This window comes from Plantibacter sp. M259 (assembly GCF_006065115.1).
Lineage (GTDB): Bacteria > Actinomycetota > Actinomycetes > Actinomycetales > Microbacteriaceae > Plantibacter > Plantibacter auratus.
Map to the genome: position 1 here is coordinate 2,856,617 of NZ_CP040750.1, position 20,111 is coordinate 2,876,727.

A 20,111-nucleotide genomic window follows, 5' to 3' on the forward strand; every position below is an offset into this window, starting at 1 on the left:
TTTCATGGGTGAAAGGCAGGACATAGCGATGGTCGACACAGCGATCCGGACGAGCGTCAGCGGTACCACGGCAGCGACGGTCGAGGTGGCGCCGTCCGACGCGCGGATCGATGTCCCGACGCTCGCGCACCAGCTGCTCGGCACCTGGCCGGAGGCACGTGTCGCGTCGCGCGCACTCGCCGCCAAGCCGGAGATGCAGCGCATCGAGGGCCAGTCGATGGACGACCACCGCGACCGCGTCTTCCACCAGCTGAAGCTCCTCGTCGAGAACGGCCAGGTGCTCAAGGCGTTCCCGAAGCGCCTCGGCGGTGCCGATGACCACGGCGGCAACATCGCCGGGTTCGAGGAGCTCGTCCTCGCGGACCCGTCCCTCCAGATCAAGTCCGGTGTCCAGTGGGGCCTCTTCGGTGCGGCGATCCTGCACCTCGGCACCGAGCCGCACCACGACGCGTTCCTGCCCGGCGCGATGAACCTCGACGTCCCCGGTGCCTTCGCGATGACGGAGTCCGGTCACGGCTCCGACGTCGCCTCGATCGCGACCACCGCGACGTACGACCCGGAGACCCAGGAGTTCGTCATCGACACCCCGTTCCGCGCGGCGTGGAAGGACTACCTCGGCAACGCGGCCGTGCACGGCAAGGCGGCGACCCTGTTCGCGCAGCTCATCACGAACGGCGTGAACCACGGCGTTCACTGCTTCTACGTGCCCATCCGCGACGACGAGGGCGCATTCCTCCCCGGGATCGGCGGCGAGGACGACGGCCTGAAGGGTGGGCTCAACGGCATCGACAACGGCCGGCTGCACTTCACCGGTGTCCGCGTGCCGCGCACCAACCTCCTCAACCGCTACGGCGACGTCGCCGAGGACGGCACCTACTCCTCGCCCATCACGAGCCCCGGGCGACGCTTCTTCACCATGCTCGGCACGCTCGTCCAGGGTCGCGTGTCCCTCGACGGAGCCGCGACGTCGGCCTCCGCCCTCGCCCTGCAGATCGCGATCACCTACGGCAGTGAGCGTCGGCAGTTCAACGCGGGCAGCGACACCCAGGAGGAGGTCATCCTCGACTACCAGCGCCACCAGCGCCGGCTCCTGCCGCGCCTCGCGACGACGTACGCGCAGATCTTCGCCCACGACCGACTGCTCGTGAAGTTCGACGAGGTGTTCAGCGGCAAGGCCGACTCGGACGACGACCGTCAGGACCTCGAGACGCTCGCGGCGGCGCTCAAGCCGCTGTCGACCTGGCACGCGCTCGACACGCTTCAGGAGGCGCGCGAGGCGTGCGGTGGTAACGGCTTCCTCGCGGAGAACCGCCTCACCGGCCTGCGCGCCGACCTCGACGTCTACGCGACCTTCGAGGGCGACAACAACGTGCTCCTGCAGCTCGTCGCCAAGCGTCTCCTCACCGACTACAGCCGGAAGTTCGCGAAGGTCGACGCCGGTGCGCTCGCCCGCTACGTCGTCGAGCAGGCGACCGACCGCGCCGTCCACAGCAGTGGACTCCGGAGCCTCGCGCAGACGGTGAAGGACTTCGGGTCGACGGCCCGCTCGGTGAGCCAGCTGCGCGACACGAACGTCCAGCGCGAGCTGCTGACCGAGCGCGTCGAGTCGATGATCGCCGAGGTCGCGACGAAGCTGCGCGGCGCGAACAAGCTCTCGAAGCAGGCCGCGTCCGACCTGTTCAACGCGCACCAGAACGAACTCATCGAGGCCGCGCGGGCGCACGGTGAACTCCTCCAGTGGGAGGCGTTCACCGAGGGTGTCGAGAAGATCCAGGACCCCGGCACCAAGCAGGTGCTGACCTGGGTGCACGACCTCTTCGGGCTCTCGCTCATCGAGAAGCACCTCGCCTGGTACCTGATCCACGGGCGCCTCTCGCCGCAGCGCGGTCAGGCCGTCAGCGCCTACGTCGACCGCCTCATCGCGCGGCTGCGTCCGCACGCCCTCGACCTCGTCGAGGCGTTCGGCTTCGCCCCCGAGCACGTGCGCGCACCAATCGCGACCGGTCAGGAGGCGCAGCGCCAGCAGGAGGCCGCCGACTACTTCGCCGAGCTCCGTGCCTCGGGCGACGCACCCGTCGACGAGAAGACGCTCACGAAGAAGTCTCGCTGACCACGCGCGGTTGACGGGAGGCAGATCGTCGTCGGCGCAAGGGTCCGGCGACGATATGCCTCACCTCACGCTGCGCGATAGGGTGCCGACATGACGTTCAACGACAACGCCGACATCAGCGAGAACAAGGTCAAGCGACGGGGCCGCACGACCGGCATCGCCGTCGGTGGCGGCGCGGTCGGCGTCATCGTGATCGCCCTCATCTCGCAGTTCCTCGGGGTCGACGTGTCGGGCATCCTCGGCGGCGGCATCGGCGGGGGTCAGCAGGAGGAGAGCCAGCTCTCCGACGAATGCCAGACCGGTGCCGACGCGAACGCGAGCGTCGACTGCCGCATGGGCGGTGCCTACTCGTCGCTCGACGCGTACTGGGCGGAGGAGCTGCCCGCGCTCGGCGCCGACTACACCTCGCCGGCCGACTTCATCATCTTCGACCAGCAGACGAACACGGGCTGCGGCGCGGCGACGAGTGCCACCGGCCCGTTCTACTGCCCGCCGGACCAGACCATCTACATCGACACGAGCTTCTACAACGAACTGCGCGACCGCTTCGGTGCCTCGGGCGGACCGCTCGCCGAGATGTACGTCGTCGCCCACGAGTGGGGTCACCACATCCAGGCGCTCACCGGTGTCATGGACCGCGCCGACCGCAGCGGTACGGGTCCGGCCTCCGACTCCGTCCGCATCGAGGTGCAGGCCGACTGCTTCGCCGGTGCGTGGGTCGCTGCGGCGTCCGACACCGAGGACGCGAAGGGGGTCGCCTTCCTGAAGCCCGTGACCCAACAGGAGATCGACGACGCGCTGAGTGCCGCGGCGGCCGTCGGGGACGACCGCATCCAGGAGGCCGCGACCGGCCAGGTGAACCCCGAGGCGTGGACCCACGGCTCCGCCGAGCAGCGGCAGCGCTGGTTCATGACCGGCTACCAGTCCGGTCCGTCCGCGTGCGACACCTTCTCGGTGTCCGCCGACCAGCTCTGATCGGCGCGCCGGGTGCGGCATGCTAGATGAGACACGTGTCGTGAACACAGGAGGAAGTGGACCGTATGGGTGAGCCATATCCCGAGATCGAGCCGTACGAGACCGGCATGCTCGACGTCGGCGACGGGCAGTCGCTGTACTGGGAGACCTCCGGCAACCCCGACGGGAAGCCCGTCGTGTTCCTCCACGGCGGCCCGGGCGGCGCGACGAGCCCCATCCACCGTCGGCTCTTCGACCCGAAGCGGTACCGCATCGTCCTCGTCGACCAGCGCGGCTGCGGCAAGAGCACCCCGCACGCGAGCGACCCGGCGGCCGACCTGTCGACGAACACCACCTGGCACCTCGTCGCTGACCTCGAGGTGCTCCGGAAGGCGCTGAAGATCAAGCGCTGGATGGTATTCGGCGGGTCCTGGGGCTCGACCCTCGCGCTCGCGTACGCGCAGAAGCACACGAAGCGCGTCACCGAGCTCGTGCTCCGAGGTATCTTCACCCTGCGCGACGCCGAGCTCGACTGGTTCTACGAGGGCGGTGCCTCCGCGGTCTTCCCCGACCTGTGGGAGGGCTACCTCGAGCCGATCCCGGTCGGAGAGCGCCGCCACCTCATCGAGGCCTACCACCGGCGTCTGTTCGACGAGGACCCGGCCGTCCACGGGCCGGCGGCCGTCGCCTGGTCGCGGTGGGAGTCGTCGACGATCACCCTGCTGCCGCAGGAGGAGACCGTCGCCCGGTTCACCGACCCGCACTTCGCGGTGGCGTTCGCGCGCATCGAGAACCACTTCTTCACGAACAAGGGCTGGTTCGAACCCGAGCAGCTCATCCGCGACGCCGGCAAACTCGCCGGGGTCCCCGGCGTGATCGTCCAGGGCCGCTACGACATGTGCACCCCGGTCTTCACCGCGTGGGACCTGCACCGGGCCTGGCCGGAGGCGGACTTCACGATCGTCCCCGACGCGGGGCACGCCTTCGACGAGCCGGGCATCCTGTCGGCGCTCATCGACGCGACGGACCGCTTCGCGAAGGACTGAGGGGCTGCTCCGGTCCCTGACGACGCCCTTCGACAGGCTCAGGGACCGGGGTCGGCTCAGGGACCGGGGATGATCACTCCGTGAAGCGCGCCCGGCGGACGGCCTTGCCCATCCGCAGCGCTTCGCCGAGCGAGCGGCCGACGAGGCCTTCGCGGGCGAACCCGCTCAGCAGCTCGGCTGCGAGCGCACCGCGGTCGACCTCGGGTTCCGGGCCGTCGTCGACTCCGTCGGCCGGGCCGGCGAAGCCGTCGTGGGCGAGCAGGATCGAGCCCTGGTGGCAGTGCCGGACGGCGTGGGCGACGCGCTCGTGCTCACCGACGTCCTTCACGTCCCAGGCGGTCGCCGTCCACAGCACCGTCTGCAGGCCGGCCCGTTTGACCGCCTGCCACGTCTCGATGCTCTGCGCGCCGTACGGCGGCCGGAACCACTCGATCGTCTGGCCGCTCAGCTGTTCGAGCTCCTGCTTCGCCGCGAGGGTGCGCCGGTAGGCGACTTCCTCGGGGAAGTCGGTGAGGCGCACGTGGTCGTCGCCGTGCAGGGCGAGCTCATGCCCGCCTGCGACGATGCGTTCGAGGAGCTCGGGGTGCTTTCGCGCGCGGCCGACGAGGACGAAGAAGGTCGCGGTGGCGCCGGCTTCGGCGAGGGCGTCGAGGACCCCTGGCGTGCCGTCGGGGCTCGGGCCGTCGCCGTAGGTCATGACGACCGTGCGCTCCTCGGTGGCGACACCGACGATGGAACCGTGGACGGGGAGCGAACCGGTGAGGCGTGCGAGCAGTGCCTGCCGAGCCTTCGTCATGTGTCCACCGCCCTGTGAGTCGATCCGTCCAACAGTACCTCGCTGTCGTGGCGAACGGGAGCGCGGGCGCGGCGGCGGGACGGACGGTGGGAAAGGCGGGTGTCAGGCCTGGACGAGCGTGGTGTCGAGCTCGCGCTGCTCGTCGAGGTGGGCGAGCGCCCGGCGGAGTGCCGTGCTCGAGGTGCTCATCGTGTACGGGAAGTAGACGACCTCGACGCCGACCTTGGCGAACTCCGCCTCGAGCCGGAGGCCCTCGGCGGTCCCGCGCCAGTCGTCGCCCTTGAAGAAGATGTCGAAGCGGAGCGCCTCCCACGCCTGGAGCTTGTCCTCCCAGGTCTCCTCGACGGCCTCGTCGACGAAGCCGATGTGGCGGACGATCTCGAGACGCTCCGTCAGCGGGACGATGGGCTCGATGCGCTTGCGGGTGCGCAGCAGTTCGTCCGAGACGACCCCGGCGATGAGGTAGTCGCACGCGCTCTTGGCGTGGCGCAGGATGTTCAGGTGACCGACGTGGAAGAGGTCGAAGGCCCCTGCGGCGTAGCCGACGCGTCCGACTGCACTGCGATCCGTCATGGTCTGCCCCCTGGCATGCTCGTGGTGGTGTGCGCACGGAGCCGTCGGGATCGACTCCGTGCATCCGGCACATCCATCGGGCCTGTTGCGAGCCTATGAGGGTCATCAGCGCTTGCCGAGTCCACTTTCGAGTGGCACCCGGACGGGGCGCAGGGGCGATCCCCGCCGAGCGCAGCCGGGAGTCAGGAGGAGAAGACGGCGCTCTTCACCGCGCGCCCGTGCACGAGCGCATCGGCGAGGGACCGACCGACCCAGCCTCGCGCCCGGAACTCGGCGAGCAGGGTCGCGGTGAGCGCCCCGCGGTCGACCTCGGGCTCGGGGCCGTCGTCGACACCGTCGGACGGGCCGGCGAAGGCGTCGTGCGCCAGCAGGATCGTGCCGGGGCGGCAGGCGGACAGGGCGTGGGCGACACGCTCCTCGGTGGCCACCGCGCGTGCGTCCCAGGTGGTCGCCGACCAGAGGACGGATTCGAGGCCGGCCCGACGGATGGCGCGCCAGGTCGCGAGATGTTGCGCGCCGTACGGCGGCCGGAACCATCGGACGGGCATGCGGGCGAGGTCCTCGAGCTCGTGCTTCGCGTCGACGGTGCGACGGGTGACCTCCTCGGCGGTGAACGCCGTGAGACGACGGTGGTCGACACCGTGCAACGCGATCTCGTGCCCCTCCGCGGTGATCCGCGGGATGAGCTCCGGGTGACGGCGAGCGCTGCTCAGCAGGACGAAGAACGTGGCGGTTGCCCCGGCGTCGGCGAGGGATCGGAGGACGCCGTCCGTGCCGACCGGATGCGGCCCGTCGTCGTACGTCAACACGACGGTCGGGGTGGACGTCTCGACCTCGATGATCGAGCCCAGGGCCGGCAGTGACCGCTTCACGCGGTCCTTCAGCCGTGTTCCGAGACCGCTCATGACCGCTCGTCCCGCGCATACTCCCGGAAGACCACGCCGAAGGCGCCGACGAACATGCCGCCGCCCTTCCGAATGGCTCGCGCGCCACGCGCCCGGTGATGGAGCGAGCCGGTGAGCGTCCCGAACACGGAACGTGCCACACCGACCGCGGCCCGAGCGGCACCGCCCACCGCCGCGACCACACGGATCCGCGCTCGGTCACGGCGCCCCGCCGCGAAGTACCGCTCCACCGTGATCCTGGTGTTGCCATGGCTCCACGCGCGCTGCAACGCCCAGCGCTTCGTCGCGCGGTCCCGTTCGACGAAGTCGTGGGTGACGGACTCGTTGCACCAGACGATCCGCCCGCCACGACGGACGAGGTGCTTGCTGAAGAGCGTGTCCTCGCCGCCGCCCAGCTCGAGCTTCGACTCGAACCGCACGCCGAGGGCGCGGACCTGGTCGAGGTCCAGCAGGAGGTTGCCCGCCGCGGCCTCGCCGATGACGGTGCCCGTCGTGCGCTGCACGCGGTCGAAGAACCCACCCGCGACGACCCACGGGTCGGTGCCCTCCGGCAGGTGCGACTGCACGCGGCCCATGACTGCCGCAGCTCCCGTCGCCCGCCACGTCTCGACGATCGGGAGCAGCCAGTGTTCGCCCGGTTCCTCGTCGTCGTCGATGAAGACGAGGAGCTCGGCCGGGTCCGCCTCCGAGAGCGCGCGGTTCCGCGCCGCCGCGATGCCCGGTGTCGGTTCCACGACGTAGCGGACGCCGGGCGTCGAACCGGCGACCTCCCTGGCGCTCGCCGCGGGGTCGTTGTCGATCACGAGGACCTCGGTGCTCACGACGGACGCGTCGGCGTCGCGGAGCCACCGGGTCTGCTCCAGCACCTTCGGCAGGCTCGCGGCGAGGGTCGCCGGGCGTCGGAAGGTGAGGATGCCGACGACGAGGCGGACCTCGGCCGTGCGGGCGTCGGGCCTGTCGGCGGACGACCCGGTCATCGCGCGGCCTCGACCGCGGGCGCCGGAGTCCCACGTCGCGCGGCGATCGCGCGTCGGTAGGCCTCGACGTGTCGAGCGGCTCCGAGGTCCCAATCGCGGTCGACGAACGTCACCGGGCCGCGCGTTGCGGCGCGGACGTGCTCCATCGCCGAGAGCAGTGCCTCGGCGTCGAGCTCACCGGAGAACCGATGCACCCAGCCGGGCCCGACCTCGGCTTCGAGGAGTCGGTTCACGGCGTTGTCCGGCACGAGCACCGGGCGGTCCAGTGACAGGGCGGCGAGGGTGCTGCCGGAGTTGTGCATGAAGCGGTACGGGAGGACCACGAGCTCCGACGAGGTCGCGATGTCCACGAGTTCGTCGTCACCGAGGAAGTGGAGGTCGAGGAGGACGTCGTCTCCCTCGCCCGCGAGCGCGGTCAGGGTTTCGGCGAGTTCGGTGGTCGACGGCTTGCCGCCGATGCGGAGCGAGAGTCCTCGGGCCGTCGACGCCGCGGAACGGAACGCCTCGATGAGGGTCTCGACACCCTTGTAGCGGCGGATGAGCCCGAAATACCCGAACCGGCCGTCCTGCTGTGCCGCGCGCGGGTGACGGGCGAACCATTCACGGTAGTGGCCGTGCGGGATCAGGATGGACGGTTGGTGCTCGGGCAGGGTCGTCGTCTCGTTGAGCGTGATCCGGAAGTCCGTGCGTCGGTCGATGAGGCGGAGCAGTGCGATCTCGACCCGCGAGATGCCCTGCGGGAGTTCGACGTTGTGCACCGTCCTGACGATGGGGGTCCGGGTGATCGCGAGCCGGATGACGAGCAGCACGGTGAGGCACTGGCGGAGGAACTGCTTCAGCGGGGTGTGCCCAGACACGAGGATCTCGGGCCAGTGGATGTGGAACGCGTCGTACCGCCCGAGGAGCGCGCCCTTCCAGGTGAAGTTCTGGACCGCGACGTCGGGGACCGCGCGGAGGTGATCGGCGAGCATCACGAGATACGGGTTCGTCGTCGGGCGTGGCACGGGGAACTGCTGCAGGACGGTCAGGTGTCCGCTCATGAACCCTCCAGGGGTCGGTGCTCGGGTGCATCGGTCACGCTCGGCGTCCGTCGGTGCCTTCCGGCATCCGAGGGTCCGCTGCGAGATCGGGGAGGCGTCGGGTGGTGTGAGCCATTGTGACATGGGCGACGGCCGAGGTCGCGAGCCGGACGAGGCTCGGGACGAAGCCGAGGCAGTACACTCGGGGCATCGAGCGCCGGGTGGCCGTCGTCGAGGAGAGGTACGGGCGTGAGCGAGCCGGCAGCAGAGCAGCAGGACCATGCGTCGAGCACACCCGACCCGCGGCGCCGACGCCGGGTGGTCGTCATCTCGGTGCTCGCAGCGGTCGTCGTCGTGATCGTGGCCGTGGTCGTGGTGTTCGCGGTGAACGCCAACCGCGTCGGCACCGGCGACGTCGTGAACCCGCCTGCCATCACAGGCACTCCCACGCCGAGCCCCATCATCACCGACCCTGCCGAAGCACTTCCCGAGCGCGACCCGGTCGCCGGCGACGCACCCGTCGAGATCGTCAGCGGCGTGACCGTCAGCCTGGGCGCGCTCGAAGCCGTCGACGGCGAGGCGAACGCACCCGGTGAGACCGCGGGACCGGCGGTCCGGTTCACGGTCACGATCGTGAACGACACCGACGCGAGCATCGACCTCAGCACCGTCGTGGTGACCGCGTACTCCGGAGCTGACCGCGTACCCGCGGAGCCCCTCACCGAACCCGGTGCCGTGCCCTTCGAGCCGGAGGTCGCGGCCGGTGAGACCGCGACCGCGACGTTCGTGTACACGGTGCCCGTCGAGCAGCGGGACGACGTGACGATCATCGTCGACTACCAGGCCGGCGTGCCCGCCGCCGTGTTCCAGGTCACCGCTCCCCGCTGAACCGATCCGGGTCCGCGCTGACCCCCGCAGGATCCCCGAGAAATCGGACCTGTTTTGGGGGTGACGCCCCTGATGCCCCCCGCGTTATGGTTCACGAGCGAGGCACCCCTGCACCTGGCCGGCGATCGTGGATCCGAAACACGATCGCACCCCTCGGCCCGTCCGCGGAGCCCTGTCGCGCCCCGAGCCCGCCTCCAGCGAAACCCGAGAACCCGTGTCCAGATTTCTGCGATCCCAGGATCGACCGAGCGCACACGCGCCGAGCCGCAACGACGCCCGCAGCGTCCCGTCCAAGCTGAAGAAGCCCCTGGCGCTCGGCGTGATCGGTGCGGTGTTCGCCGCGCTCCTCACGTTCACCACCACGGCGGCTCCGGCGGTGGCCGACACGGTCCCCCAGGGCGCAGGCGAGGCGTCGACCGTCTCCGCGGACGCGCTTCCCACGGTGCAGATCAACAAGACCGTGTGGTCGCAGGTCGTCGTCGGGAACACCGTCTACGCGGGTGGAACCTTCACCAAGGCCCGTCCGGCCGGCAACGCAGCCGGCGTCGGCGAGGTCGACCGCACCTACCTGCTCGCCTACGACCTGACCACCGGCGTGCTCATCAACTCCTTCGCCCCGGTCCTCAACGCCGAGGTCAAGGCCGTCACCGCTTCGCCGGACGGCAAGACCCTCTACGTCGTCGGCAGCTTCACCAAGGTCAACGGGCAGGACCGCTCGCGCATCGCCGCATTCGACACGGCGACGGGTGCCCTCAAGTCCTTCGCTCCGATCCTCAACTACATCGGCTACAGCGTCGCGGCGACGAACAGCACCGTGTACGTCGGTGGCGGCTTCACCAACGCGGCCGGCCAGACCCGCAAGGGAGCGGCGGCGTTCACGAACGCCGGTGCTCTCCTGCCCTGGGCTCCCGTCACCGAGGGCGGCGTCGTCCGCGCCCTCGCGATCGCGCCCGACCAGTCCAAGGTGATCCTCGGCGGAGCCTTCACGACGCTCAACGGCAGCAGCAATCCCGGTTACGGCCTCGGCGCCGTGGACGCGACCGCCGGTGCGCTCCTCCCGTGGAACGTCAACGGCCTCATCCGCAACGGTGGCGCGAACGCCGCGATCTATTCGCTCACGAGCGACGCGAACAACGTCTACGGGACCGGCTACGTCTTCGGTTCGGGCGGCAACCTCGAGGGGGCCTTCAACGCCGGCTGGGCGAACGGCGACATGAACTGGGTCGAGGACTGCCACGGCGACTCCTACTCGGTCGCCTCTCACGGCGACGCCGTCTACATCGCCGGCCACCCGCACTACTGCGGGAACATCGGCGGTTTCCCGCAGACGCAGCCGTGGACCTTCCAGAACGCACTGGCGTTCTCGAAGACCACCACCGGCACGGCCACGGCAGACCCGTACGGCTACTACAACTACGCCGGTCAGCCGACGCCGAGCATCCTGAGCTGGTTCCCGGACTTCACGCCCGGCACCGCGACCAACCAGAACCAGGGTCCGTGGAGCGTCGCCGCGAGCACGAACTACGTCGTCTACGGCGGAGAGTTCCTCGCCGTCAACAACAAGTCGCAGCAGGGACTGGTCCGGTTCGCGACGAAGGCGGTCGCACCGAACCTCGAGGGTCCGAAGCTCAAGGGGAGCGCCTTCCCCATCACCGCGATCTCCCTCGCCAGCGGCACCGTGCGCGTCTCCTGGAAGACGAACAACGACCGCGACAACGAACTCCTGAAGTACGAGCTGATCCGCAACAACCAGACGGCCACGCCGATCATGACGAAGTCCGTCCGCTCGACCTTCTGGAAGGTCAGCAACCTCATGTACACCGACAGCGGCCTGGCACCGGGGACGACCGTCAACTACCGCGTCAAGGTGACCGACCCGCTCGGCAACTCGACGATGAGCGACAACGTCCCGGTGACCGTGTCCGCCGACGGGTCGACGTCCGCGTACGCGCAGGCCGTCCTCGCGTCCGGCCCCACGTCGTTCTGGCCGCTCGGCGAAGCCAGCGGCACCGCGGGTTACGACTGGGCCACGGGCGACGACCTGACGCTCACGAGCAACACGACGCGGGGGACGGCGGGCGCGATCATCGGCTCGAACACGACCGCGACGACGTTCGCCGGCACGAGCGACAGCGCCGCCTCGACCACGACGGCACAGCCGTCGCCGAACACCTTCACCGCTGAGACGTGGATCAAGACCACCACCGATCGCGGTGGCAAGATCCTCGGATTCGGTGGATCGTCGACCGGGACCTCCGGGAACTACGACCGCATGATCTTCATGAACAACGACGGGCGCCTGATGTTCGGCGTCTACCCGGGCTCCGTCCGGACCGTCCAGTCCTCGAAGGCCTACAACGACGGCGAGTGGCACCACGTCGTCGCGACGCTCGGCTCCAACGGCATGCAGCTCTTCGTGGACGGCAAGAAGCTCGACAGCCGCACCGACACGACGAGCGGCCAGGACTTCACCGGCTACTGGCGGGTCGGCGGCGACAACCTCGGTGGTTGGCCGGGCTCGCGCTCGAGCGACTACTTCGCCGGCGCCATCGACGACACCGCGATCTACCCGACGGTCCTCGACCGCGACACGATCGTGAACCACTACGTCGCCTCCGGCCGCACCTCGCCGGTCCCTGCTGCTCCCACCGACGCGTACGGTGCCGCGGTGTTCAACCTCGATCCGACGTCCTACTGGCGCTTCGACGAGACGACCGGCACCACGGCGAAGGATGCCGGTAGGAACGAGAGCCCCGCGACGTACTACGGTGACGTCGCCAAGGACCAGAACGGCGCGCTCGCCGGCGTCGCTGGGAACCGCTCCGCACAGTTCGGTCCCGATGGTTCGGGTGTCGCCAGCGACACCGCCTACACGAACCCGACGAGCTACGCGCTCGAGGCGTGGTTCAACACCACGACCACGAACGGTGGCAAGATCATCGGTTTCGGCGCCAACCAGCAGGGCGGCTCCGGCGGGTACGACCGGCACGTCTACATGGAGAACGGCGGTCAGCTGACCTTCGGGACCTGGACCGGTCAGACCAACACCATCACGACCCCGGCCGCGTTCAACGACGGCACCTGGCACCACGTCGTGGCCGAGCAGTCGTCGGCGGGCATGAAGCTCTACGTCGACGGTGTCCTCCAGGGCACCAACCCGCAGACGGGTGCGCAGGACTACACGGGCTACTGGCGCGTGGGATCCGACACGACGTGGGGCGGCACCGCCGGCACGTTCAGCGGGCGCATCGACGAGGTGGCCGTCTACGCACAGCCGCTCACCTCGGCGCAGGTCACGCAGCACCACGACCTCGGCCTCGGCATCCTGCCGAACGTCGCTCCGACCGCCGGCTTCGCCGTCACGAACACCGACCTCACCGCGCACTTCGACGCCTCGAGCTCGGTCGACACTGACGGGACCATCGCGACCTACGCCTGGGACTTCGGCGACGGCACCACCGGCACCGGGGTGACGGCCGACCACGCCTACGCCGCAGCCGGCACCTACACGGTGACCCTCACCGTGACCGACAACCGCGGCGGCACGGGGACGCTGCAGCACCCGGCGACCGTCGTCGCCCCGAACGTCGCCCCTACGGCATCGTTCACCGCAGCGGTCAACGCGCTCGGCGTCCAGTTCGACGCCTCGGCGTCGAGCGACTCCGACGGCACGATCGCCTCGTACGCCTGGGACTTCGGCGACGGCACGACCGGGACCGGGGTCAACCCGAGCCACACGTACGCCGCCGCCGGCTCGTTCACCGTGCACCTCACGGTGACCGACGACAAGGGGCTCCTCGGAGAGACGAGCCAGGCGGTCGTCACGACCGTCCCCGTGAACCAGCCGCCGGTGGCAGCGTTCACCCCGACCGCCACTGGCCTCACGGTCACGGTCGACGGCTCGGCGTCGAGCGACCCCGACGGCACCATCGCCTCGTACGCCTGGAACTTCGGTGACGGCGCGACCGGCACCGGTGCGACGGCAGCCCACGCCTACGCCGCCGGAGGGACGTACACGCTCGCGCTGACGGTCACCGACAACGGTGGGGCGAGCACGACGACCTCGCAGTCCGTGACCGTGGTCGCTCCGCCCGCGGCGACCGTGCTGGCGAAGGACACCTTCGCCCGCTCGGTCACCGGCGGATGGGGTTCCGCCGATGTGGGAGGAGCCTGGACCCTCGATGCGGCGTCCAACTACTCCGTCGCAGGTGGCAGCGGTCTCATCTCGACCGCGGTCGGCCTGACCAGGACCGCCAAGCTGACCACGGTCGGCGCCACGGACACCGAGACGCAGGTCCGCCTGTCCTTCGACAAGAGCTCCACCGGTGGCGGGAACTACGCCTCGGTCATGGGCCGCGTCGTCGGAGCCGACAACTACGCCGCGCGGATCTGGATCCGCAACAACCAGGGCGTGCAGCTGCAGCTGATGAACGGCAACACGATCCTCAAGGCGGTGAACATCGACGGCTTGACCTACCTGCCCGGCACCCAGCTGCAGGTCCGGTTCCAGGCCGTCGGGACCTCGCCGACCGAGCTCAAGGCAAAGGTCTGGGCGATCGGATCCACGGAGCCCGCGGCCTGGCAGCTCACGGCCACGGACAGCACCGCATCGCTGCAGGCGGCCGGCTCGGTGAGCCTCCGCTCGTACATCTCGGGGACCGCCACCGGCGGCACCGTCGTGACGCGCTTCGGCAACCTGATCGCGCAGCCCTCCGGCTCGGTCACGGCCCCGCCGGCGAACGTGCCGCCCACCGCGGCGTTCACGCAGGCGGCGACGTTCCTGACCGCCTCCTTCGACGCTTCGACGTCGACCGACTCGGACGGCTCCATCGCGTCCTTCGTCTGGGACTTCGGAGACGGTGCCTCGGGGACGGGAGTGACCGCGAGCCACGCCTACGCGGCCGCCGGGGCTTACCCGGTGAAGCTCACCGTGACCGACAACGCGGGAGCCTCCGCCACCAAGACCAGCACGGTCACGGTGCAGGCGCCGCCGCCGAACGTCGCACCGACCGCCGCCTTCACGACGAGCGCGACCGGTCTCGCCCTGACGACCGACGGATCGGGATCCACCGACGCCGACGGCACCGTCGCCGCGTACGCCTGGGACTTCGGAGACGGGGCCACCGCCACCGGTGCGACCGCGAGCCACACCTATGCGGCCGACGGCACCTTCACGGTGACGCTGACCGTGACCGACAACGCCGGCGCCACCGCGGTGACCCAGAAGCAGGTCACCGTGGCCGGAACGGTCGTCGTGCCCCCGGTCACCCCCGCCACCGCGCAGGACGCCTTCGAGCGTCCCGCCGGTGCCGGGTGGGGGACGGCCGAGGCGGGTGGCGCGTGGACACCGGCGAACAACCCGTCCGCGTTCAGCCTCGCCGACGGCAAGGCCGTGATCACGACCCCGGCCGGCCAGACGCGGGCCACCACGCTCAACGGCGTGAGCCAGACGAGTTCCGACAGCAGCGTGAAGGTCTCGTTCGATCAGGGACCGACCGGCGGCGGCAACTACGTCTCGGTGATCGGCCGTCAGGTCGGTTCGGCGAACTACGCGGCGCGGGTCTGGATCCGCTCGAACAGCGGGGTGCAGCTGCAGCTCCTGCAGGGCGGGACCACCCTGTCCGCGGTCAACATCGCGGACCTCGTGTACGTCCCCGGCCAGCAGCTGCAGGTCCGCCTGCAGGTCTTCGGCACGTCACCGACCACGGTGCGGGCGAAGGTCTGGGCGGCCGGCACGACCGAACCGACGAACTGGCAGCTGACGAGCGTCGACTCGACGGCCGCGCTGCAGGCGGCCGGCACGGTCGGACTGAGCCAGTACATCTCCGGTACTGCGACCAACGGACCGATCATCGCCCGGTTCGACGAGTACCTCGTCAAGCCGACGGTCTAACCCACCGCAGATGAACGGCCGGTCGTCCTTCGGGATGACCGGCCGTTCGACGTTCGGGGGCGTTCACGCGCAGCGGCGACGCCGAGGCGACGGCCTGCGTGTGCGCGTGACGGTGTACGTCAGCGACCGCGCGCGGCGGCCTTCGAGAGCCGGAGCCCATCGACGACCCCGCGGATGCCGGCGCGGAGCGGGCTGCGGGTACTGAGGAACTGCCGGCGACCACCCTGCAGGAGCACGGACCAGGCCACGGGGATGGTCGAGCGTCTCCAGGCCCGCACCTCGGCCGGCGAGAGATGCTCGGCCGCGTAGAGGAGTCGGTTCCGGATGTTGAAGTAGTAGTAGGTCGTCGACTTGGCACGCGCCGAGGCGGCGTCCGAGCGGTCGTGGGTGCCGCCTTCGTCGTGGACCGCGGTGGCCTCCTCGACGACGGCCAGCGAACCGCCGACGGCGACCACTCGGTGCGACAGGTCGACGTCCTCCCAGTAGAGGAAATAGGCGTCGTGGAAGCCGCCGGTGCGCGCCCAGAGTTCCGCGCTCAGCATGAGGCAGGCGCCGCTCAACCAGGGCGCCACGGCCGCCCTGGGTGGTCCTCGCGTCGTCTCCGCGATCGGATCGTCCCGTCGTGCAGGTACAGGTCCACCCCGTCGAACCAGAGGCTGCCGTCCGGTCGCTCGATCCGCGGAGCGAGCATCGTCATCGGCTGCTCAGCGCAACGATGCGAGAGCACGTCGAGCGCCGCGGGCGTGAGGGTCGCGTCCGGGTTGAGGAGCAGCACCTGCTCGACGCCGAGTCCGATCGCCCGGGCGACGCCGAGGTTCATGCCGGCGCCGAACCCGAGGTTGTCCTCGGGCAGGAGGAGGTCCCAGCACTCCGCGTCGGCGAGCCGCGTGACGGCGTCGCGTGCGGCAGGGGAGGAGTAGTTGTCGACGACGACGGTCCGGAGGCCGGGTACGGCGCGGGTCAGGGCAGCGAGGTTCTGCTCGAGGAGTGTGGGGTCGCCGTAGTTCACGACGACGATGCCGATCCGCTCGGGTGAACGCACGGGTCCGGTCATGCTGCGTCCCCGCGGCGGTGCTCGGACGCGAGGGCCGCCGGGTGTCGTCCCGCCGCAGGGCCGTCGGTGCCGACCTTCAGGACGAGGGCGAGCCCCAGGAACAGGGTGAGCGTCGGGACGGAACTGTAGAGCGGACTGAAGAAGAGGTCCCAACAGGTCCGCACCCCCAGGAAGATGACGACCGCGCTCGCGTTGCGTCGCGCGATGCCGTGCCCGAGGCCGTAGATGGTCAGCCAGGCGATCAGTACTGCCAGGGCGAGCCCGATCAGACCGAAGCGGACCCAGAGGTCGCCGATGGTGGAGTGGACCTCGAACCCGGTCCCGAACATGAAGCGTTCGACATAGCCGTTGTTCGGGTCGTACCCGATGGAGGCCATACCGGTCTTGGCGACCAGCACGTCACTCAGGGAGGCGTAGGTGCCGCTCCCGTACCCCGTCGGCTGGTGGAGGAAGAGGGCGGCGGTGGCGGCGAGCTCCGGTCGTCCGCCGAGCAGGATGGATCCCGACTGATCGAGTTGCGCGACGGTGCGACTCTGGGTCTCCGCGCCGAACACCCCGTCGAGGAGGAGGGCCTGGCCGATATTGAACACGAACGCCGCGGCGATGCCGATCCCGATGATGACCCGGGCGGTCGACGCCTTGCGGCTCTTGCCGGCGGATCGCATCTGCCAGGCGACGAGGCAGAGGGTCAGGAGCAGGATCGCGAACAGCGACCGCGAGTCGTTGAGGATCGACACGGCGGCGAGGGCGGCGACGACGGCGACCTCGATCCAGCGGCGGCGGGTCGCCAGGGCCAGTCCGAGCAGGATCACGGTCAGCGGCACGGAGTACTGGAACTTCCACACGTTCGACATGTAGGCGGTACCGCCCGGGCCGGCGATGACGGCACGGACGAGCAGTCCGAGGCCGTAGAACACGATGATGTGCGACGGTGTCAGCACCGTCCGCGTCCACACGATGCACGCGACCGACACGAGCGGGCCGAGGAGCACGATGGTCGCGCCGATGGCGACGCCCTGGCCGGTCTGGTGGTCGTCGGCCATGGCAGCCGTGAGCCAGAGCCCCGATACCGCTGCAGCGACCCCTCCGAGGAGCAGGACCACCCCGCCGCGGTACCTCCGGAGCTCGCCCACCCAGAGGGGGAGCAGGATCAGGGCCACGCCGAAGCCCACGGTGAAGCCCTGGAAGACCTGGAGGCGAGCGCCGAGGAGCACGAGGAACACGATGGCGATGACGCGGTGGACCGTCGCCATGGTCGGATCGGTCGGTGGCCGGAGGACGGGGAGCGGTTCGAGTCGCTCGTCCGCGGGTGCTCCGACGACGCCGCGGGACGCGGGACGGGGCCGCGCCGCACGCCACCGCGGGACGGCGTTCGTCCTCGGGTCCGCGCTCGTCTGCGGGCCCAGGTTCGTCTTCGGGTCACTGAGCGACATCGACGGGCTCCGCTTCCGCAGCGAGCCTGCGTCGCTTCGCGAGATCACGTTGGACGTACCAGAGGTTCGGGACGACCTGGCAGATCGCGACGGCGACCGCGGATCCCACGATGGGGCCCGCGGCGCCGAGGACGGGGATGAGCACCCAGGAGAGGCCGAGGTTGAGCGGCACCATGAACAGGATGGGGAGGACCTGGAACTGGAGGCCCTTCGCGTCCGTCATGTACATGCCGACCGGGTACTTCGCCGCTTGGAGGGCGACGAACACGACGTAGGAGACGAGGATCGGCCAACCGAGGGTGATCTCGCCGTCGGAGACGAACCCGGCGATCCACGGGGAGATCGCCGCGAGGACGACCGCGAGGGCGAGCCCACCGCCGAGGAACCACAGCGTCGGGACGAGTGGCGATTCCACGCGCTTCGCTGAGCGCGCCTTCGCGTAGATCGGCCACAGCGCCAGCCCGGCCGCTCCGATCGTCTGGATGACGAGGCCGAAGAGCTGCGTCGCGAGGTTGTACTGGGCGAGTTCCGGTCCGGTCGTCAGGTGGCTGAGCAGCAACCGGTCGGTCTGCATGGCGATGGGCAACGCGATCATCTGGACGACCATCGGCCAGGCGAGGGCGAACGCGGGGACGCCCGGAGCGCTGCGGAGCTTCGGTACCTCCTTCATCGCCTGCCAGACCTGCGGCTTGATCGAGCGCGCGGCGAGTACCAGGCAGACGGCGGCGACGACGCCGCTCGCTGCGTAGGAGAGGACGGCGACGAAGGAGCCGCCGTCGAACCCGGTGACGACGAAGAGCCACACGCCGAGGAAGATCGCCGGAGCGGCGATCGCCTGCGTCGCGACCTGGGTGCTCGTCTTGCCGACCCCGATGAGGATGCGTTGACCGACGGTCATCGGCAGGACGAGTCCGAACGTCGCGAGGCACAGGAACGCAGCGACGCTGCCGCCGTCGGGTGCGAGGCCGTTGCCGAGGATGGCAGGCCACAGGTCGAGGACGGTGATGAGGATGGCGACGAGCATGATGACCGCGCCAGACACGGTGAGGATCCGGAACGCCGTCACGATCGAGCGCCGCACCTGCAGGTCGCGCTTCGGGTCGTCGGATCCGGCGATGGCGTTGATGACCACGGCGGCGATGCCGAGGTCGGCGAACGGCAGCAGGGCCGGCAGGCTCGTCAGCAGGCCGTACTGTGCGTAGGCGCCGGAGCCGAAGTGCTCGATGATCATCCGGCTCGTGAAGATGCCGAGGACACCGGAGAGCCCCATCACGAAGATCTTCGCGATGGCCGTCTGGCTGACGGAGGCCCAGATGCCACCCCTGCCGCGCGCCATCAGCGATCACCGCCGGCGTCACGGAACAGCCAGGTGTCCGCGGCAAGACGGCCGTCGCGGGCGGGAAGGTCCGCGAGCACGTCCTCCGGGGTCCGGGTGCTGGCGAGCGTCGTCAGGATGGCCTCGGCGAGCACCACCGCGTCGTCCCCCGGCTCGACGACCCTGTGGCCGTGCTCCTCCAGCCAGCCGGCGATGCCGGTCTCCGTCGTGGTCACCACGAGGCAGCCGGCGGCGAGGCCCTCGACGATCGGCAGGCCGACCTGTTCGCGCCAGTCGGGACGCGGCTGGGACGGCAGGACGAGCGTGCGGCTCGCGGCGAGGGTGTCGAAGATCACGGAGCGGGCCGGGTCGCGGTGGAAGGTGACGGACGGGTGGCGATCACTCAGCGCGGCCGCCGCGGGCTCGAGCTCACCGGAACCGAGGATGACGAGGGAGGCGCGCGGTTCGCGCTGCAGGACGGTCGACCACGCCTCGACGAGCAGGGGGAACCCCTTCCGTCCGACGAGGGCTCCGAGGAAGACGATCTGCATGGGGTCCCGGACGACGTCGCGCCGCTCCGGCATGGGCGCGGGCAGGGCTTCGATGACGGTGGACTCGAGGTCGCGTCGTGTGGGCAGGACCCGGGCGTGCAGATCGCGGGCCCCGGTTGTCCCGTAGACGATGCGGTCGAGACGACGCCACACACGACCGGCGGCCCACCGCTGTGCCCGGAGTTTGACGCGGGACCTGAGCCGGGCGGGACGAGCGGCCATCGGGTCGAGGTTCTCGATGGCGTACGTCACCACGAGTGGACGTGTTCCACGGAGGCGTCCTCGCAGGTCGAGGGCGATCAGGGTGCTCAGTGTGGCGATGGCGGAGGACAGCTGGAGCGGTTCGTTGACCTCGAGCGCGGTCACGCCGGAGCGGACCAGCAGCCGTGCTGCGGCCATCGGCTCGGCCTGGACGAGCTCGACGCCCGGGGCGACGCTCGGATCGAAGTCGTAGCGGCGGCGACGGTAGACGATGCTCGCAGGCGCCAGCTCACGAGCGCGCTCGAGGTGCGCGGTGCGGACGACCTCGTACAGCCTGGCGCGGGGATGGCTCAGGCGGGCGGGTGTTGGCATCGTTCCTCGGTCCCTTCGGGCGCG

The 20,111-nt window shown here is 70.1% G+C and carries 15 protein-coding genes; 5 read left to right on the forward strand and 10 right to left on the reverse strand.

Annotation, left to right across the window (positions count from 1 at the left end):
- Positions 1-28 precede the first annotated feature (28 nt).
- The 3 genes from FGL15_RS13390 to pip all read left to right on the forward strand — a co-directional run bounded on the left by FGL15_RS13390 (position 29) and on the right by pip (position 4,110).
- A complete protein-coding gene (locus FGL15_RS13390) occupies positions 29-2,110 on the forward strand; it encodes an acyl-CoA dehydrogenase (protein WP_138946410.1) in 2,082 nt (693 codons plus the stop codon).
- Between the two features lie 90 nt (positions 2,111-2,200).
- Positions 2,201-3,085, forward strand: coding sequence for a neutral zinc metallopeptidase (locus FGL15_RS13395; RefSeq protein ID WP_138946411.1), 885 nt, complete (start codon positions 2,201-2,203; stop codon positions 3,083-3,085).
- Positions 3,086-3,150: 65 nt separating this feature from the next.
- A complete protein-coding gene (gene pip / locus FGL15_RS13400; protein ID WP_079705114.1) occupies positions 3,151-4,110 on the forward strand; it encodes a prolyl aminopeptidase in 960 nt (319 codons plus the stop codon).
- A 73-nt stretch (positions 4,111-4,183) separates the two neighbouring features.
- On the opposite strand, the gene FGL15_RS13405 is transcribed toward pip, so the two are convergent.
- From FGL15_RS13405 to FGL15_RS13425, 5 genes are all read right to left on the reverse strand, one after another.
- Positions 4,184-4,906: a polysaccharide deacetylase family protein gene (locus FGL15_RS13405; protein WP_138946412.1), complete on the reverse strand. Its 723-nt coding sequence runs from the start codon at positions 4,904-4,906 to the stop codon at positions 4,184-4,186.
- 102 nt (positions 4,907-5,008) lie between these two features.
- Positions 5,009-5,479 (reverse strand): adenylyltransferase/cytidyltransferase family protein, encoded by a 471-nt coding sequence (locus FGL15_RS13410; protein WP_138946413.1) that lies wholly within the window; start codon positions 5,477-5,479, stop codon positions 5,009-5,011.
- 182 nt (positions 5,480-5,661) lie between these two features.
- Positions 5,662-6,384: a polysaccharide deacetylase family protein gene (locus FGL15_RS13415; RefSeq protein WP_138946414.1), complete on the reverse strand. Its 723-nt coding sequence runs from the start codon at positions 6,382-6,384 to the stop codon at positions 5,662-5,664.
- On the reverse strand, positions 6,381-7,361 hold the full coding sequence (locus FGL15_RS13420; protein ID WP_138946415.1) for a glycosyltransferase family 2 protein: 981 nt from the start codon (positions 7,359-7,361) through the stop codon (positions 6,381-6,383). Before FGL15_RS13420 ends, FGL15_RS13415 begins: the two co-directional genes overlap by 4 nt.
- Positions 7,358-8,401, reverse strand: coding sequence for a glycosyl transferase (locus tag FGL15_RS13425; protein WP_138946416.1), 1,044 nt, complete (start codon positions 8,399-8,401; stop codon positions 7,358-7,360). Before FGL15_RS13425 ends, FGL15_RS13420 begins: the two co-directional genes overlap by 4 nt.
- Before the next feature lie 228 nt (positions 8,402-8,629).
- On the opposite strand from FGL15_RS13425, the gene FGL15_RS13430 reads away from it, so the two are divergent.
- Together FGL15_RS13430 and FGL15_RS13435 are read left to right on the forward strand one after the other, a co-directional pair.
- Entirely contained in the window at positions 8,630-9,268 is a 639-nt protein-coding gene (locus tag FGL15_RS13430; RefSeq protein ID WP_138946417.1) for a hypothetical protein, read from the forward strand.
- A gap of 214 nt (positions 9,269-9,482) precedes the next feature.
- Positions 9,483-15,161 carry a PKD domain-containing protein gene (locus FGL15_RS13435; protein WP_138946418.1) on the forward strand — a complete coding sequence of 1,893 codons (5,679 nt, stop codon included), beginning with the start codon at positions 9,483-9,485 and terminating at the stop codon, positions 15,159-15,161.
- Positions 15,162-15,280: 119 nt separating this feature from the next.
- Here the strand turns inward: FGL15_RS13435 and FGL15_RS20990 are convergent, their stop codons facing one another.
- Genes FGL15_RS20990 through FGL15_RS13455 form a run of 5 tightly spaced genes read right to left on the reverse strand, consistent with a single transcriptional unit; the run spans position 15,281 to position 20,087 of the window.
- Positions 15,281-15,721 carry a hypothetical protein gene (locus FGL15_RS20990; RefSeq protein WP_240773542.1) on the reverse strand — a complete coding sequence of 147 codons (441 nt, stop codon included), beginning with the start codon at positions 15,719-15,721 and terminating at the stop codon, positions 15,281-15,283.
- On the reverse strand, positions 15,718-16,215 hold the full coding sequence (locus FGL15_RS20995; RefSeq protein WP_240773543.1) for a glycosyltransferase family 2 protein: 498 nt from the start codon (positions 16,213-16,215) through the stop codon (positions 15,718-15,720). Before FGL15_RS20995 ends, FGL15_RS20990 begins: the two co-directional genes overlap by 4 nt.
- Positions 16,212-17,648: a hypothetical protein gene (locus FGL15_RS13445; protein WP_138946419.1), complete on the reverse strand. Its 1,437-nt coding sequence runs from the start codon at positions 17,646-17,648 to the stop codon at positions 16,212-16,214. The genes FGL15_RS20995 and FGL15_RS13445 overlap by 4 nt, the downstream gene beginning before the upstream one ends.
- On the reverse strand, positions 17,635-18,984 hold the full coding sequence (locus FGL15_RS13450; protein ID WP_138946420.1) for an oligosaccharide flippase family protein: 1,350 nt from the start codon (positions 18,982-18,984) through the stop codon (positions 17,635-17,637). The genes FGL15_RS13445 and FGL15_RS13450 overlap by 14 nt, the downstream gene beginning before the upstream one ends.
- Positions 18,984-20,087 (reverse strand): glycosyltransferase, encoded by a 1,104-nt coding sequence (locus FGL15_RS13455; protein ID WP_138946421.1) that lies wholly within the window; start codon positions 20,085-20,087, stop codon positions 18,984-18,986. The genes FGL15_RS13450 and FGL15_RS13455 overlap by 1 nt, the downstream gene beginning before the upstream one ends.
- Between the last annotated feature and the right edge of the window lie 24 nt (positions 20,088-20,111).